The 15,565-nt window shown below is 69.2% G+C and carries 13 protein-coding genes; 9 read left to right on the top strand and 4 right to left on the bottom strand.

Going from position 1 to position 15,565, the window contains the following annotated elements:
- The first annotated feature begins 21 nt into the window (after window positions 1-21).
- Window positions 22-492 carry a hypothetical protein gene (locus A7E77_RS09025; protein ID WP_063687361.1) on the top strand — a complete coding sequence of 157 codons (471 nt, stop codon included), beginning with the start codon at window positions 22-24 and terminating at the stop codon, window positions 490-492.
- Here the strand turns inward: A7E77_RS09025 and A7E77_RS09020 are convergent.
- Complete coding sequence (locus A7E77_RS09020; protein WP_063687359.1) at window positions 485-928, bottom strand: NUDIX domain-containing protein; 444 nt, start codon at window positions 926-928, stop codon at window positions 485-487. The two genes, A7E77_RS09025 and A7E77_RS09020, sit on opposite strands and share 8 nt — an antisense overlap.
- 151 nt (window positions 929-1,079) lie before the next feature.
- Between A7E77_RS09020 and A7E77_RS09015 the strand changes: the two genes are divergently transcribed.
- Complete coding sequence (locus tag A7E77_RS09015) at window positions 1,080-2,750, top strand: sensor domain-containing diguanylate cyclase (RefSeq protein ID WP_063687357.1); 1,671 nt, start codon at window positions 1,080-1,082, stop codon at window positions 2,748-2,750.
- A gap of 116 nt (window positions 2,751-2,866) precedes the next feature.
- Window positions 2,867-3,061: a hypothetical protein gene (locus tag A7E77_RS09010; protein ID WP_017977419.1), complete on the top strand. Its 195-nt coding sequence runs from the start codon at window positions 2,867-2,869 to the stop codon at window positions 3,059-3,061.
- A 23-nt stretch (window positions 3,062-3,084) separates the two neighbouring features.
- On the opposite strand, the gene A7E77_RS09005 is transcribed toward A7E77_RS09010, so the two are convergent.
- From A7E77_RS09005 to A7E77_RS08995, 3 genes are read right to left on the bottom strand one after another with little or no spacing between them, the layout of a single operon-like run.
- Complete coding sequence (locus A7E77_RS09005) at window positions 3,085-4,443, bottom strand: NAD-dependent succinate-semialdehyde dehydrogenase (RefSeq protein ID WP_063687355.1); 1,359 nt, start codon at window positions 4,441-4,443, stop codon at window positions 3,085-3,087.
- Between the two features lie 46 nt (window positions 4,444-4,489).
- Window positions 4,490-5,545: a glycosyltransferase family 2 protein gene (locus tag A7E77_RS09000; RefSeq protein ID WP_063687353.1), complete on the bottom strand. Its 1,056-nt coding sequence runs from the start codon at window positions 5,543-5,545 to the stop codon at window positions 4,490-4,492.
- Between the two features lie 2 nt (window positions 5,546-5,547).
- Window positions 5,548-8,094, bottom strand: a complete 2,547-nt coding sequence (locus A7E77_RS08995; RefSeq protein WP_063687350.1) for a DegT/DnrJ/EryC1/StrS family aminotransferase — start codon at window positions 8,092-8,094, stop codon at window positions 5,548-5,550.
- A 153-nt stretch (window positions 8,095-8,247) separates the two neighbouring features.
- Here A7E77_RS08995 and A7E77_RS08990 point away from each other — a divergent pair, with 153 nt between their 5' ends.
- From A7E77_RS08990 to A7E77_RS08965, 6 genes are all read left to right on the top strand, one after another.
- Entirely contained in the window at window positions 8,248-8,718 is a 471-nt protein-coding gene (locus A7E77_RS08990; protein ID WP_063687348.1) for a MarR family winged helix-turn-helix transcriptional regulator, read from the top strand.
- Complete coding sequence (locus A7E77_RS08985; RefSeq protein ID WP_063687346.1) at window positions 8,715-10,130, top strand: efflux transporter outer membrane subunit; 1,416 nt, start codon at window positions 8,715-8,717, stop codon at window positions 10,128-10,130. Before A7E77_RS08990 ends, A7E77_RS08985 begins: the two co-directional genes overlap by 4 nt.
- The gene (locus A7E77_RS08980) at window positions 10,127-11,320 is read left to right on the top strand and encodes an efflux RND transporter periplasmic adaptor subunit (protein ID WP_063687344.1); all 1,194 of its coding nucleotides are present in this window, start codon (window positions 10,127-10,129) and stop codon (window positions 11,318-11,320) included. Before A7E77_RS08985 ends, A7E77_RS08980 begins: the two co-directional genes overlap by 4 nt.
- A 113-nt stretch (window positions 11,321-11,433) precedes the next feature.
- Window positions 11,434-12,966 (top strand): DHA2 family efflux MFS transporter permease subunit, encoded by a 1,533-nt coding sequence (locus A7E77_RS08975; protein ID WP_043060816.1) that lies wholly within the window; start codon window positions 11,434-11,436, stop codon window positions 12,964-12,966.
- A gap of 100 nt (window positions 12,967-13,066) precedes the next feature.
- Window positions 13,067-13,777 (top strand): response regulator, encoded by a 711-nt coding sequence (locus A7E77_RS08970; protein ID WP_017977411.1) that lies wholly within the window; start codon window positions 13,067-13,069, stop codon window positions 13,775-13,777.
- A 168-nt stretch (window positions 13,778-13,945) separates the two neighbouring features.
- Window positions 13,946-15,256, top strand: coding sequence for an ATP-binding protein (locus A7E77_RS08965; protein ID WP_063687342.1), 1,311 nt, complete (start codon window positions 13,946-13,948; stop codon window positions 15,254-15,256).
- Window positions 15,257-15,565: the final 309 nt, after the last annotated feature.

Here is a 15,565-nt window from a genome sequence, read left to right as displayed (position 1 = left end):
TTTTCGTGTTAGCCAGCCGGCGTGGACCCGCACGATCCCCTTGCCGGCCTACCGCTCGACGCGGCCGATCCCGCCGATGCGGCGGCGCTGGCCGATCTGGCGGCGGGGCGGGTAGTCGACAGCGACCAGATCGTCGGTTGGCTGGGCGGCTGGCAGATGGCGCGGCAGGCCGACGCATTCGTCCCTTGCGCCCCGATCGCCGATCGCCAACCGCACGCGCAGGGCGATGCGGAGACGCGGCCCTTGGTCTGGACCGAGAGTGCGTACGATGCCTGTCGGCGTCTGCGCACGGATTTGGCGGCGCTCAGCAGCGACAGCGACCTCCGCCTCGTCGCCGCGCTGGTCGCCAAGATGGTGTCGCTGATCGTCGAGGGCGGCCATGCGCCCGGTTTTGCCGAGGTGGCGCTGATGCCGCCGCTGTACCTGCGCATCGCCGTCACCCGCACCCGCATCGCCGTGCTCGGGCTACGCTGGAACCGCACCCTCAGCTGATAGCCAGCGCAGCGACCGCGGCCCGCGTCGGCGTGGTGAGGTTCGGCGGCAGCGCATCCAGCGGATACCAGACCGGCCCGTCATGCTTGGCCGGTTCGCAGTTGCGCGGCGTGCCGGTGAAACTCAGCACGCGATAGATGGGCGCGACCCAATGCGTGCCCGCCGCCACGTCGATCTGGTCGACGAAGCACAGCAGTTGCACCGTGCCGACGACGATGCCCAATTCCTCGCCAACTTCACGCCGCATCGCGGCTTCGGCGGTTTCGAACAGGTCGATCTTGCCGCCGGCAAGGCCCCAGCTGCCCGCCTCGGGATCGGTCAGCCGGCGCAGCAGCAGGATGCGACCATCGACGACGATCGCCGCGCCGCAGCCGGCCCTGGGTTCGCTCTGCTTGCCCGGCCTGCGCGCCGGGGCCGTGTCGGGGGACGATGCCATGGTTCGCGATTCAGCCGCCCCCATGGCATAATGTCAACCAAAAGGCCCGACGCGGCTGTATATGTCACAGATAACGCTGCGATTTTTCATCTAGGTCAACTATGGCCGCGTTTACCGAAGCTTTGTAAAACCGGTGCTAGGGACAAGCCATATGCCGGCAGGTTTTCATTGGCGACGCATCGCGATGATCGTGCTGAGCTTTGCGATCGCCTGCTGCATCCTGCCCGCGGCGGCGCACGCGCGCACGCCGCTGAAGGCCTGCGTGCTGCGCGACACCGGATCGCAGAACCCCGCCGCCCTGTTCGCCGCGCCCGATCGGTTCGACTGCACGACGCCCCAGCGTGCCTTCGGCCCCGGCAGTTACTGGCTGCTGTCGCAACCTCTTACGGCCGGACCATCGGGCGAGCTGCTGCGGCAGGGCAGCGTGTGGCAGGATCGCGTGACGCTGTATGTCCGCTACACCGATGGGGCGATCCGCCATGTCGCCTTCACCAGCCGGACGACGTGGCGGCTGCTGCAACTGGGTGCGGTGATCCAGATCCCCCTGCCCGCCCATTCCGCCGCGCCGGACCGATTGCTGTGGCATGTCGAGGGATCGCTGAACCGCCGCGGCATCCTTGTCGCACCGGTGCTGGTCGATCGGCACACCGCACAAAACAGCGATCGCGAGATGGTCGCGCTGTATGCCGCCTTCGCCGGAATGTGCCTGGCGCTGCTGATCTACAATCTCGCGATCTGGGCGGCCCTGCGCCAGGGATTCCAGCCCGCCTATTGCGTCATGGTGCTGTGCCTGCTCGCCTATGCGCTCAGCGCGTCGGGCCTGCTCGGCCAGCTGACCGGCATGGACAACAACGATCGCCAGCGATTGAGCTATATGCTGCTCGCGCTGATCGCGGCCAGCGCGGTGATATTCGTGCGCGCGTTCATGGAACGCCGCGTCTTCGACGGATGGCTGCGGCCGGCCAGCAACGTGGTCATCGGTTTCCTGTTGCTGTCGGCGGCGAGCTTCACCGTGTTCGTGCCCCGTTACGCCGGGGTGACCGATCTGATGTGTACGATCGGCTATTGCATGGTCGTCGCGCTGACCGTGCCGGTGGTATGGCGCGCCTGGCGGTTGCGCAGCCGCTTCCTATTGCTGTTCGCGCTCGCCTGGGGCCCGCCGGTGCTGTGTGCGGTCGTCCGCATCCTGGCGTCGATGAGCCTGGTGAAGTGGCAGCTGTGGATCGACAATTCCACCTTCATCGCACTCGCGCTGGAAGCGTCGATGTCCTCGGTCGGCATCGCCTATCGCATCCGGCTGCTCAGCCGCGAACGCGACGAGGCGCGTGCGCAGGAGGTGGCGGCACTGCGCCTGGCCGCGGTCGATCCGCTGACCGGTCTGCTCAACCGCCGCGCGTTCCTGGAAGCGGCGATGGCGCGCGCGGGCGAACACCAATTGGTTCTGATCGACATCGATCACTTCAAGGCGGTCAACGAAACCATCGGACATGATGGCGGCGACGAGGTGTTGCGCGTCTTCGCCCGCGCGCTGCGCTCCGTCGCTGCACCCGAATCGCTGATCGCGCGCATCGGCGGCGAGGAATTCGCGATCCTGACACCTGCCGCCGCGCCGCTCGATGCGCGGCTGGTGCTCGACGGGCTGCGCGGTCATCGTATGCCATTCGACCTTGGCGTCACCGCCAGCATCGGCACCTGCGTCGGACCGCTCCATCGCGAAATCGACTGGAAGACGATGTACCGCAACGCCGACCGCGCGCTGTTCGAGGCGAAGGCGGCGGGCCGCGACCGCGTGCGGCACGGGCTGCGCAACGACGCCGCCTGACCTATCGACCCGACCATGCGCGGCAGGCCGATGGTGGCTTTTCGAATGCATGCTACACTATGGCCGTGACGGCCGCGCCATGATATGTCCTGCCCGCAGAAGGGGATGGGACGCGAATGACCGACCGGCGCAAATGGACGATCGCAGCGGTGGCTGCCGTGTCGCTCGTCGCGTTGCGCCATCCGACGCCCGACATCCGCCTGATCACGCATGACATCGGCGACCAGAGCCCGCGCCGGTTCCAGGCCGCGATCGACCTGGGTCTGGTAGGGATCTCGTTCCTCTACACCTGGACCGCACGACGCGGCTGAGGGCGATCCCCCAGCCGCACGCCTCAGCCGAACACCGTCTTGAGGTTCATGAACTCGTGCAGACCGTACGGGCCCAGCTCGCGACCATGGCCTGACCGCTTGATGCCACCGAACGGCGCTTCGGGCGTCGAGGACAGCATCGCATTCACCGCGACCATCCCCGCTTCGATATCGCGCTCGAAGCGCGCCCGCTCATCGGGGTCGTTGGTCCACACCGACGATCCCAGGCCAAACGGCACGTCATTGGCCAGCGCGATCGCCGCATCGATGTCGGCGGCGCGGAACACCATCGCGATCGGGCCGAACAGCTCTTCCTGCGCGGCCGGATCGTCGATCGGCACATCGACCAGGATGCCCGCCGACATATAGGCGCCCTTGCCCGGCAACGCTTCGCCCCCGAACAGCAGCCGCCCGCCGGCCGTCTGGATGGCGGCTAGCTGGTCGAGCGTGGTCTGCCTCTGCTCCTCGCTCGACAGCGGTCCCATATCGGTGTCGGCATCCATCGGATCGCCCGCCTTCACCGCGCGCAGCGCGTCCGAAAAGCGCTCGAGGAACGCGTCGTAGATGTCGGCATGGACGATCATCCGCTTGCCGCAGATGCACGACTGACCGGTATTCTGGATACGCGCGGTCACCGCCTGCTTCACCGCCGCGTCGAGATCGGCGGAGGGCATGACGATGAACGGGTCCGACCCGCCGAGCTCCAGCACCACCTTCTTGAGGTTGCGCCCCGCCGCCTCGGCGACCTTGATGCCGGCGCCTTCGCTTCCCGTCAGCGTCACCGCGACGATGCGCGGGTCGGCGATCAGCGCATCGACCTTGTCGGAGCGGATGGCGAGGTTCTGGAACAGGCCGGCGGGCGCACCGGCGGCAACGATCATCCGCTCGATCGCCGCGCCGCAGCCTTGCGTCAGCGAGGCGTGCTTCAGCAGCCCAACATTGCCGGCGAGGATCGTCGGCGCGGCGAACCGCACCACCTGCCAGAAGGGGAAGTTCCACGGCATCACCGCGAGCACCGGGCCCAATGGCTGCCAATGCGCGGTTGCCGGGCCGCCGGGCGTGTCGAAGCGGCGCGGCTCCAGCATCGCCGGTCCCTCCTGCGCGTAATGGCGGAAGGCGGCGGCACATTTCTGCACCTCGGCGATCGCAGACTTCAGCGTCTTGCCCATTTCACGCGTCGCGATCTCGGCAAGCTCGCGCGTGTTCGCCTCGAACTGTTCGGCAATCCGTTCGAGCAGCGCGGTACGGTCCGCGATCGGAGTCAGCCGCCATGCGCGATAGGCGCTGTCGGCACGCGCGATCGCCGCGTCGAGCGCGTCGGCGGTCAGTTCGGGGATGCTGTCGCCGGGCTGGCCGGTCGCGGGATTGATGCTGGTAAACATGCCGGCCCAACGCGCAGGCCCGGCACGCGATCCGCCCCCGATCCGCCTACGCCGCCCGCCGCGTGCGCTGCCAGCGCCGCACCGTGCCGATCGCGCCGTCCCACAGCAACGTTTCGAGGCCGGCATAGCCCAGCCCCAGATGAGGCGGCCGCGCGGCGACCACATCGGCGATCTGGACGCTACCCGATCGCAGCCCGGCGCGCCCGATCCGCGCCCAGCGCCGCGCGGTTTCCCAGCGGATCAGCCGCGCATCGTCACGACTCGGCCGCACACCCGCCAGGAACGCCGCCTGCAACGCCGCGATGCCATCGCCCAGTTGCATCAGCGTCGCGCGATCGGGCACCGGCACGCCGCCCATGTTGTGCAGCACCAGCAGCCGGGCGAGCGTCGCGGCATCGTCCGCGCCCAGCACGGCGGCATGCCGTTCCGCCAGCACGCGCGTCGCCGCGGTCTGCATCGTGTCGATAAAGCGCTTCGACACGCCACCCGCATGCTGGCGGTACAGAACCAAGGGCGAATCGATCCGCGCGATCCGACCGAGTGGCTGGACGCGGTGGTATAGGTCGAAATCCTCGGCATAGAGCAGGTCGGGCCGGGTGAAGGGATCGAGCGCGCGGGCGGTGTCGGCGCGCAGCATCACGGTCGACCAGACGAGCGGATTTTCGATCCAGCTGAGCCAGGTGATCAGCGCGGGCGTCGTGTTCGGCGCATAGTGCATCGGCGACACCCGCTCGTCGCGCAGCTGGCATGCCTGCGTCCCGACCAGCGCGACGTCGGGATGCGCCTCCAGATACGCGACCTGCCGTGCCAGCCGCTCAGGGAGACACAGGTCGTCCTGGTCGAGGCCCGCGACATAGCGCCCGCGCGCCGCCGCGACGCCGCGATTGCGCGCGCGCACCGGCCCCATATTTTCGGCATTCTCGATCAGCCGCACACGCGCGTCCGGCCAGTCCCGCATCATGGCGCGGGTCGCGTCGGTCGAGCCATCGTCAATGACGATCGCCTCCCAGTCGGTCAGCGTCTGGCGCTCAAGCGACCGGAGCGTGTCGGGCAGGAAATGTTCCCCGTTATACGCGGGGATGATCAGGGACACGATGGGCATGGCTACGCAGCGACTGCGCGCGCCTCCGGTTCCAACACCTGGTCGACGATCATCTGGCCGACGTCATTCTGCCACAGCCACAGGCCGTTCGCCTGCCCGCGGAAGCTCGCTTCGCCGCCCAGGCGCCCCCAGGGCACGAAGCCTGCCGACAGGCCGATGCCATAGGCGCCCGGCACCGGCCGGTCCGTGGCGTCGAGCAGGCGGCAATGCCGGTCGACCATCGGCCGCCCGACGTGATGCGCCAGCGACAGCGGCGCGCCGTCGACGCCGATCAGCGGCACGCAGCGCGGCCGATAGCCGAGCGCGCCGATCACCAGATCCGCGCCTTCGATGATCGCGCGCGCGGCGGCATCGTGATCGCCGGCGATGCGATGCGTCGTCACGCGCGGATCGGGCGTGCGACCGCCCAGCGACAGCATCCGCAGCACCAATTCGCGCGATTCGAGCCGCAATCCGGCAAGGCGCAGCACGAAACCGCTGACCGGGCAGATGTCGTTCTCGTCGAAATCGTGGAAGCCTTCGGCATGCGCCGCGGCGATCGTCGGGTAGAAGGGCTTGAGCGGCTGGCGATGCACGATGGTGATCGCGCCGGCACCGAAGGCGAAGCCCGGCTGGCTCTTCAGCAACAGCACCGCCGCCGCGATCGCGCTGGTCGAGGCACCGACGATCGCGATGCGCGGCGCCCGGCACGCCCGCAGCCGCTCCTGCACCGCCGCGATGCCGCCCTGACGCAACACGATATCGGAACGCATCAGCCGCCGGCCCGCCATCACGCCCAGCGGCATGCCGGCGACGCGTTTCGCGGCGACCTGTTCGTCGGTCTGATAGCCGCCGGTCGCCACGACGATCCGGTCGGACAGGATCGTGCGCACCGCACCATGGCCGTCGGCGACGCGCGTCGCCCAGCGCCCGTCGGCGGTCCGTCGCACCTCCTGCGCCTCATGGCCGGTCAACACGCTGCCGCCATGCGCGCGGACGATGGTGCCCAGCCGTTCACCCGTCGCCTCCAGCAGCGGCGCGGTGTCCGCCAGCGGCGCGCCGAGCTCGCCGATGTAGCGCTCCATCAGCCGCGCCGCGGGATGCTGCGCCAGCGCGGCGAGTTCGGGGTGGGGATTGTCCTTCACCGCCGACAGGAAGGTCTCGGCGGTCGTGTCCGATCGGATCGCATAGCCGCCCAGCGCCCCGGCACCCAGGCGCGGCCCCCGCTCGACAATCGCCAGCCCGGCCTCGATCAGCGGCACCAGGCGGTTCTGCTTGCTCGCCGCGGTCAGCATCGCCGTGCCAGCCGGTCCGCCGCCGATCACCACTGTCCTCACGTCATCCCCCGCGCCCTGCGCCACTGCGTGCTCCGTCCCGTGCGGCACGAGCATCCGCGCCATTTCCGCGTCCACCACGCGTTCGATCGCGCGGACCAGCCGGTGCGCGATCTCGGTCGCATCGGCGGGCGTCATCGCATCGGTGATCGGCAGGCTGAGCATGCGCGCGGCGACATCGTCGGCGACCGGCGTCGGCTCGATCACCGCCACGTCGCGGAACAGCGGCTGTTCGCCGATATGCGGGCTGAAATAGTGTCCGACGCCGACGCCGTCCGCCGCCAGCGCGGCGACGATCGCCGCGCGATGGCCGACGAGTGCGGGCGGCAGCAGCAGCGGCATGAACTGCGTTGCCTGCCGCCGCGCGGCGGGCGCCTGCATCGTGAACCCGGGCAAGGCGGCGCGATAGGCGGCATCGATCGCAGTCCGCGCCTCGCACACAGCATCGATCTCGGTCAGCTTGGCGCGCGCCATCAGCGCGATCACTTCGGGCAACTTCGCGTTGATCCCGGGTAGCGTCGCGCTGCGGGCGCCGCTCGATCCGGACGGGTCGAACCCGAAATTGGCCATCGCGCGCAACGACGCGATCCGGTCCGCATCGCCGCAATGGATCAGCCCCCCCTCCGCCACCGCGAAGGTCTTGGTCGCATGCATCGAATAGACGATGGCGAAGGGCGCACCCGTACCGAAGCCGCGTCCCGCCGCATCGATCGTCCCCAGCGACGCCGCCGCATCCACGACGACGCCGACGTCATAACGGCGCGCCAGCCACGCATAGCGATCGAGATCCAGACCGGTGCCGAAGGTCGCATAGGGCACGATCACGCCCACCCGATCGCCGTGGCGCGCGAGCAGCGCCTCCTCCTGTGCGGGATCGGATATCCAGCAAGACGGCTCGATATCGCCGATCAGCGGCGTCAGCCCCGCCCACAGCGCCGCCTGCGCGGTCGCGGCGAAGGTCAGTGCGGGCATCAGCGCGAGCGTGCCGGCCCGCGGCATCGCTCCGCCGCACCGCGCGGGCACCGCCTGCCGGATCGCGAGCATCAGCCCCAGCGTCGCATTTCCGACCGCCAGGCAATCGCCCACCCCACCGAACAGCTGCGCCGTCGCCTCGCGCTCGAACGCCTGCACCTCGGGCCCGTTGTTGCTGAACACGCCCGACGCCTCGACGCGCAGCAGCCCATCGGTCAGCGTGCTGAGCCGGGGTGGCCGGGGGGCGATCAGCGGAAATTCCATATGTGGCGTGTCCCGGGCAACGGAGCGTATCCGTCTAGCCGCGCGTCCCTAAGAAGCGGTTAGCGATGGAACGCGCCCGCCCTTCCGGCCGTTGGATCAGGAACATACGGAAACATGATTGACTGCCTCGGCAACGGTTGCCATGGCAACCAAATGCCCTTCTACACCGAGTCGGATTTCGCGCCGGAGCGCTCGATCGGGTATCTGATCCGCCGCGCCGAACAGCTCGGCACGCAGGCGATGGATCCGGTGTTCGCCGCCGCCGACATAACCAAGACGCAATGGAGCGCGCTGGCGGCGCTCCGCTTCACCCAAGCGACAACCTGCGCCGAAATCGCCCGCGACCTCGGCCACGATAAGGGCGCGACGACGCGGCTGGTCGATACGCTGGAAGAGCGCGGCTGGATCGTGCGCACCCGCAACGACGAGGATCGCCGCGTCGTGCGCCTGACGCTGACGCCCGCGGGCGAAGCGATCGCCACGGACGTCCGCAACACCGTCATTGGCCTGTGGAATGAATGGCTGGCCGATTGGCCGGACGGCGACATCGACCAGGCGATCCATCTGCTCCAGCGGCTGCGCGACACGCTGCAACGCGCGGCCGACGAAAGGGCCAGTGCATGACCCCCTATATCTTTAAGCCGAAACCCGCCCTGCTGCTCGCGCTGCTGGCGAGCGCATGCGCGGTGCCGCACAGTCCGCCTGCGGTCGCACCGGTCGCGCCCGCGTCGCTGGGGCTTGCCGCCGACGCGTCGCCCGCCATCGCGGACGATTGGTGGACGGCGTTCGGCGATCCTCAGCTCGACCGCCTCGTCGCCGACGCGACGAAGGAAAATCCCAATCTCGACGCCGCGCTCGCCCGTGTCGCGCAGGCGCAGGCGATGCTGGCGGCGCGTGATGCGGAGCGCGGCCCCGACGTGACGTTCGACGGATCGGCACAGGTCTCGCGCCTGTCGGGCCGCTACACCATCCCGCCGCCCTATGCCGGATCGGTGCGCTTCCTCGGCAGTGCGCAGGCGAACCTCAACTGGAACCTCGACCTGTTCGGCCGCCAGAAGGCCGCAATCGAGGGCGCGCGCGCCTCCGCCCGCGCCGCCGCGCTCGACGTCGCCGCCGCGCGCCTCGCGATCGCGGGGTCGGTGGTGCAGACCTATATCGACCTCGCGCGCGCCGAAGCGCAGGCGACGCTCGCCCGCCGCACGATCGCGACGCGCGAACGGTCGGTGCAGCTGGTCGACGTGCGCATCCGCAACCGACTGGCGAGCAATCTGCAGGCGACCGCCGCGCAGACGCTCCTGTCGCAAGCGCGCGTCGCGCTGGCGGAGGCGGACGGCGCCCGCGCCCGTGCGGTGAACGCGCTGGCGGCGCTCGCCGGCCGCGGCCCCGATTATGCCGCCGCGATCCGCCCGGCGACGCTGCGCCTCGACACCGCCTTGCCGCTGCCTGCGCGCGTCCCCGCCGACCTGATCGCGCGCCGCCCGGACATCGCGGCCGCACTGGCACGGATCGAGGCCGCCGCCGCCGGCCGCCAGGTCGCGCGCCGCGCTTTCTATCCCAACATCAACCTCGCCGCGTTCGCCGGCTTCCAGGCGGTCGGCCTTGGCAACCTCTTCAGCCTCGATGCCGGTACGGCGGGCGCGGGACCGGCGATCCATCTGCCGATCTTCGACAACGGCCGGCTGAAGGCGGATCTCGCCGGAGCGACCGCAGGCGTCGACCTTGCCACCGCCGACTATAACCAGCGCGTCGTTGGCGCGGTGCGCGAAGCGGCGGATGCGATCGCCGGCATCACCGCGCTGGCGCAGGAACGCGCCCGCACCGCCGAGGTGGTACGCGGCTTTGCCGAAACCAATCGCCTCAATGCGGTGCGCGTCGCCAGCGGCCTCGATAGCCAGCTGTCGCTGATCGACACCGACGTCCGGCTGCTCGACGCCGAACGCGCCCAGACCAACCTTGCCGCCGATGCGGCCCGCCAGCGCGTTGCGCTGGTGCTGGCGCTCGGCGGTGGCTTTTCCTCCCAGGAACCCGCCCGATGACCGACGCGCCCGATTCCAAGACCGACACCGACGACGGCGCACAGCCCGCCGGCCCCGCGCCACAACAGGGCAAGCCCAAGGCACGCCGTACCGGCATGCTGATCCTCGCCGCAGTGGTGGTGATCGCCGCGATCGTCTGGGCGGTGTTCCACTTCCTGCTGGCCAAGCCCGAGGAAGAAACCGACGACGCCTATGTCGCCGGTGACGTCGTCGCGATCACCGCACGCGATCCGGGCCAGATCACCGCGATCCATGCCGACAATACGCAGACGGTGAAGGCCGGGCAGCCGCTGCTCGACCTCGATCCGGCGACCGCGGACGTGCAGCTCGCCTCCGCCGCGGCGGAACTGGCGCGGGCGGTGCGTGCGACGCGCGCCGACTTCTCCAAGGTCTCCGAAAGCGGCGCGGCGATCGTGCAGGCACGCGCGCAGCTCAGCGCGGCGCAGGCCGATTACGCACGCCGCCAGGGCGCCGCCGCGCAGGGCGCGATCTCGGGCGAGGAACTGGCGCATGCCGCCGATGCGGTGAAGGTGGCGCGCGCCAACCTCGCCCTCGCGCAGAGCCAGCAGGCGCAGGCGCGCTCGGCGGTGCAGGGCACCGACACGAGCACCAACCCCGCCGTGCTCGCCGCGATCGCCGCCTATCGCCGCGCCGCGATCACCCGCAGTCATATGCACATCGTTGCGCCGATCGACGGCGTCGTCGCGCAACGGACCGTGCAGATCGGCCAGCAGGTCGCCGCGGGCACGCCGCTGATGGCGGTGGTGCCGCTCGGCAAGGTGTGGGTTGATGCCAACTTCCGCGAAACGCAGCTGAAGGACCTGCGCATCGGTCAGCCTGCCACCGTCACCGCCGACATGTATGGCGGCGACGTGGTGTTCCATGGCCATGTCGTCGGCGTCGGCGCGGGATCGGGCAACGCCTTCGCGCTGCTGCCGCCGCAGAATGCCAGCGGCAACTGGATCAAGATCGTCCAGCGCGTACCGGTGCGCATCGCACTGGAGCCAAAGGAACTGACGCAGAACCCGCTACGCATCGGCCTGTCGGTGAAGACGACCGTCGACACCGGCGACCAGTCCGGCGCCCGCCTGGGCCGGCCCGCGACGCAGGTCTATGGCGACAAGCCCACCGACGCACGCGACCCCGCGGTCGAGGCGCGCATCCGCCAGATCATCGCGGCGAATCGTTAAGTGAGCAAGCTGCCCTCACCCTTCGCCGCCTTGGGTGGCTCTTCCCTCTCCCGGTGGGAGAGGGAGGGAGGCGCGCAGCGCCGGAAGGGTGAGGGCCGGACAGGACGCGTCTAATGGCATCGCAACCCGCCCCCCTCACCGGCGGCAAGCTCGCGCTGATCGCCTTCGCGCTGGCGCTCGGCACGTTCATGATGGTGCTCGACAGTACGATCGCAAACGTGTCGTTGCCGACGATCGCTGGCAACCTCGGCGTGTCGAGCGACAATTCGACCTGGGTGATCACCGCCTTCGCCGTGGCGAACGGCGTCGCGGTGCCGCTGACCGGCTGGCTGATGGGTCGGTTCGGCGTGGTGCGGACCTTCTGCACGGCGGTGGCGGCGTTCACCGTATCGTCGTTCCTGTGCGGCATTGCCTGGGATCTGCCCTCGCTGATCGTGTTCCGTATCCTGCAGGGCGCGTGTTCGGGGCCGATGATGCCGGGCAGCCAGGCGCTGCTCATTTCGATCTTCCCGTCCGACAAGCGGTCCACGGCGCTCGGCGTCTGGTCGATGACGACGTTGGTCGGTCCGGTCATGGGCCCGATCCTGGGCGGCTATATCAGCGACAATTATCATTGGAGCTGGATCTTCCTGATCAACATCCCCTTCGGCATCTTCGTGACGCTGACGTGCTGGAACGGCCTGAAAAGCCGCGAGACGCCGACGCGGAAGCTGCCGATCGACACGGTCGGTTTGATGCTGCTGGTCGTCTGGGTGGGGTCGCTGCAGATCTTGCTCGATCTCGGCAAGAACGCGGACTGGTTCAACGATCCGGCGATCTGCGTGCTCGCGATCATCGCGGCGGTGGGCTTCATCGCGTGGATCATCTGGGAACTGACCGATGCCAACCCGGCGGTCGATCTGACGCTGTTCCTCAACCGCAACTTCGCGATCGGCACGCTCGCCTTCTGCCTTGGCTATGCGGTGTTCTTCGCCAACACCCTGATCCTGCCGCTATGGCTGCAGACGCAGCTCGGCTATACGGCGACCTGGGCGGGCCTGATCGCCGCACCCAGCGGGGTGGTCGCGGTGATCATCTCACCGCTGGCCGCGCGCCTGTCGGGCAAGATCGACGCGCGGTTGCTCGCGACGGTGGCGTTCCTCGCCTTCGCCACATCCTATTGGATGCGCTCCAACCTCGTGACCGGGGCCGCCGTCTTCGATTTCATGGCGCCGCTGCTGGTGCAGGGGGTGGCGATGAGCGTCTTCTTCCTCGCGATGGTGACGATCCTGCTCGACGGCATTCCGCCGCAGCGGATCCCGTCGGCGACCGGCATCTCCAACTTCGCGCGCATCGTGGCGGGGTCGTTCGCCGCGTCGATCATCACCACCGCGTGGGACCGGCGCGAGGCGCTGCACCAGAGCCGGCTTGCCGAGGCGATCGGGCAGGGCATGCCGTATCAAATGGCCAGCGAGCAGTTGCAGAAACTGGGCGCGACATCGACGCAGGCCGCCGCGGCGATCACCCGCCAGATGGTGGGACAGGCGTATCTGCTCGCGTCGACAGACCTGTTCCGCGTATCGGCATGGCTGTGCGCGGCGATGGTCGTGATCGTCTGGTTCACGCGTCGGCCACAGGGCGGCGGCGGGCACGTCGCGGCGGACTGATTTCGCGCAATGTTGCGGACCCGTTGCGGGGTCGTATCCAAAGCTTGAACATAGGTCCGGCGCGGTTGACCGCCCCGGCACCGGTGCCTAACTTTCGATCATGACCGCCCCCACCATCCTCCTGGTCGAGGACGATCCCGCCCTTCGCACCCTGACCACCCGCGCGTTGCAGGAAAACGGCTATCTCGTGCGGCCCGCCTCCGCTGCGCCCGAAATGTGGCTGGCGCTGGAGGCGGGACCCGTCGACCTGATCCTGCTCGACATCATGCTGCCCGGCACCAGCGGCATCGACCTGTGCCGCACGCTGCGCCAGAAGAGCGAAGTCCCGATCATCTTCATCAGCGCCAAGGGCAGCGAAACCGACCGCGTCGTCGGGCTGGAGCTGGGCGCGGACGATTATATCGCCAAGCCGTTCGGCACGCGCGAATTGATCGCCCGCATCCGTGCGGTGCTGCGCCGCGGCTCGCTGGAGCGCAATCCCGGCGAACGCGAAGAGGGCGTGCTGACCTTCGATGGCTGGCAGGTCACGCTGCCGCGCCGTGAACTCACCTCGCCCACCGGTGCGGTCGTCGACCTGACCGGCGCGGAATTCGACCTGCTCGTCAGCCTGGCCGAACATGCCGGCCGCGTCATCGCCCGCGAACGCCTGATCGAACTGTCGCGCACGCGGCTGGGCGACAGCTCCGACCGCAGCATCGACGTGCTGATCAGCCGCCTGCGCCGCAAGCTGTCAAGCGCGGGCAAGGATGCCCCAATCATCACCGTGCGCGGCGTGGGCTATATGCTGAACACCGAGGTGACGCGGCGTTGAGGCGCGCGTGACGCTTCCCCACACGCTTCGTCACCCCGGACTTGTTCCGGAGTCCACTGATCCGCACGGGAATGGCCAGAGCCTCCTGCCGTCCCCCTCGCCGCAGAGTGGACCCCGGAACAAGTCCGGGGTGACGGCGGGAGCAGGGCGCCGGACCGCCATCACCCGATGAAACGCTTCGTCCAGCCCTCGATCGGCCTGATCGGCCAGATCGTCGCGATCCTGCTCCTCACCATGGTGATCGAGTTCGGGATCAGCACGCTCCTGTACGAACGCGCGAGCCAATTCTCGGTGCGCGACGACGAGGCGCGGCGCCTTGCCGAACATCTCGTCATCGCCCGCCGCCTGGTCGCCGAACAGCCGCCGGCGCGCCGGGGCGACATGGCGAACGACCTCACCACCGAACGCTATGCCCTGCACTGGCAGCGCGACCTGCCGCCGCCACCGCCCATCGCCCCCGCGCTCGACAGCATGCGGCACCAGGTGGTCGATTGGGAGCCGACGCTCGCCACCGCCGATCTGCGGCTGAAGCTGACGTCGCCGGGGCGCAGCTCGGTCGTCACCGGCGGCCTGAAGCTGTCCGATGGCAGCTGGCTGTATTTCCGCACGCTGGAGCCGCTCCAGAACCTCAACCTCGCCGCCGAACGCATCCTGCTCGCGCTGATCCCGGCGCTGGCGCTGATGGTGATCGGCGGGCTGCTGATCCGCCGCATGCTCCGCCCGATGCGCCAGCTCGCCTTCGCCGCCGATACGTTCGGCGATGCCGAGCACGACCCCATCCCCGAAACCGGCCCGCGCGAGGTGCGCCACGTCGTCGCCGCGTTCAACCGCATGGCCGCGCGCATCCAGCGCCTGATCGCCGACCGGACGCAGGCGCTGGCCGCGGTCGGCCATGACCTGCGCACGCCGCTCGCCCGCCTGAAGCTGCGCGCCGAGGGCGTCGACGACGCGCCGGTGCGCGAAGCGATCGAGCGCGATATCGGCGAGATGGAGGCGATGGTGACGTCGCTGCTCGCCTTCCTGGGCGGCGACAGCGATCCCGAGACGCCGGTGCTGGTCGACGTCGCGGTGCTGTGCGCGACGTTGATCGACGATGTCGAGGATCGCGACCTGCCCGGCGTCTATGACGGCCCGGCGCATTGCGAGGTGACGGTGCGCCCGACGGCGCTGAAACGCGCGCTCGGCAACCTCGTCGAAAACGCACTCCACTATGCCGGCAACGTCGCGATCCGCCTGTCGAGCGCGCCGGGGCGCGTGTGCATCGCGGTGGAGGACGACGGCGCAGGCATTCCGGAGGATCAACTGCGCCGCGTGCTGGAGCCCTTCGTCCGGCTCGATTCGGCGCGACCGCGCGACACCGTCGGCTTCGGCCTGGGCCTGCCGATCGTCGCCCGCATCGTCGAGACGGAGGGCGGCACGCTGACGCTGTCGAATCGCGCCGAGGGGGGCCTGCGGGCGGCGATCGAGCTGCCGGCGTAACGCCATTCCTCCCCCGGTTCTTCTTTCTTCGTCACCCCGGACTTGTTCCGGGGTCTACTCATCCGCGAGGGAGGGGCTAGAGCCTCTTGCCGTCCCCCTCGCCGCGGAGTGGACCCCGGAACAAGTCCGGGGTGACGGGTGAGAGACCTCAGGCGCTATGTCGAAAAACCAACCCGACCGAACGCCGCTTCCGCGCCCCGTTTCCGCCTCTTTTTGTCCGGCAACATTTTAACACGAACCTGCGGCATCGCAGCAAAACGTACCCGGTAGATACCCTGTTCAATGCGGCTCATGCCGCCCGTGACAGGA

This window comes from Sphingomonas sp. NIC1 (genome assembly GCF_001638925.1).
GTDB classification, from domain to species: Bacteria; Pseudomonadota; Alphaproteobacteria; order Sphingomonadales; family Sphingomonadaceae; genus Sphingomonas; species Sphingomonas aquatilis.
Note: the sequence above shows the minus strand (reverse complement) of the source record. Positions and strands in the feature narration are given on the sequence as shown.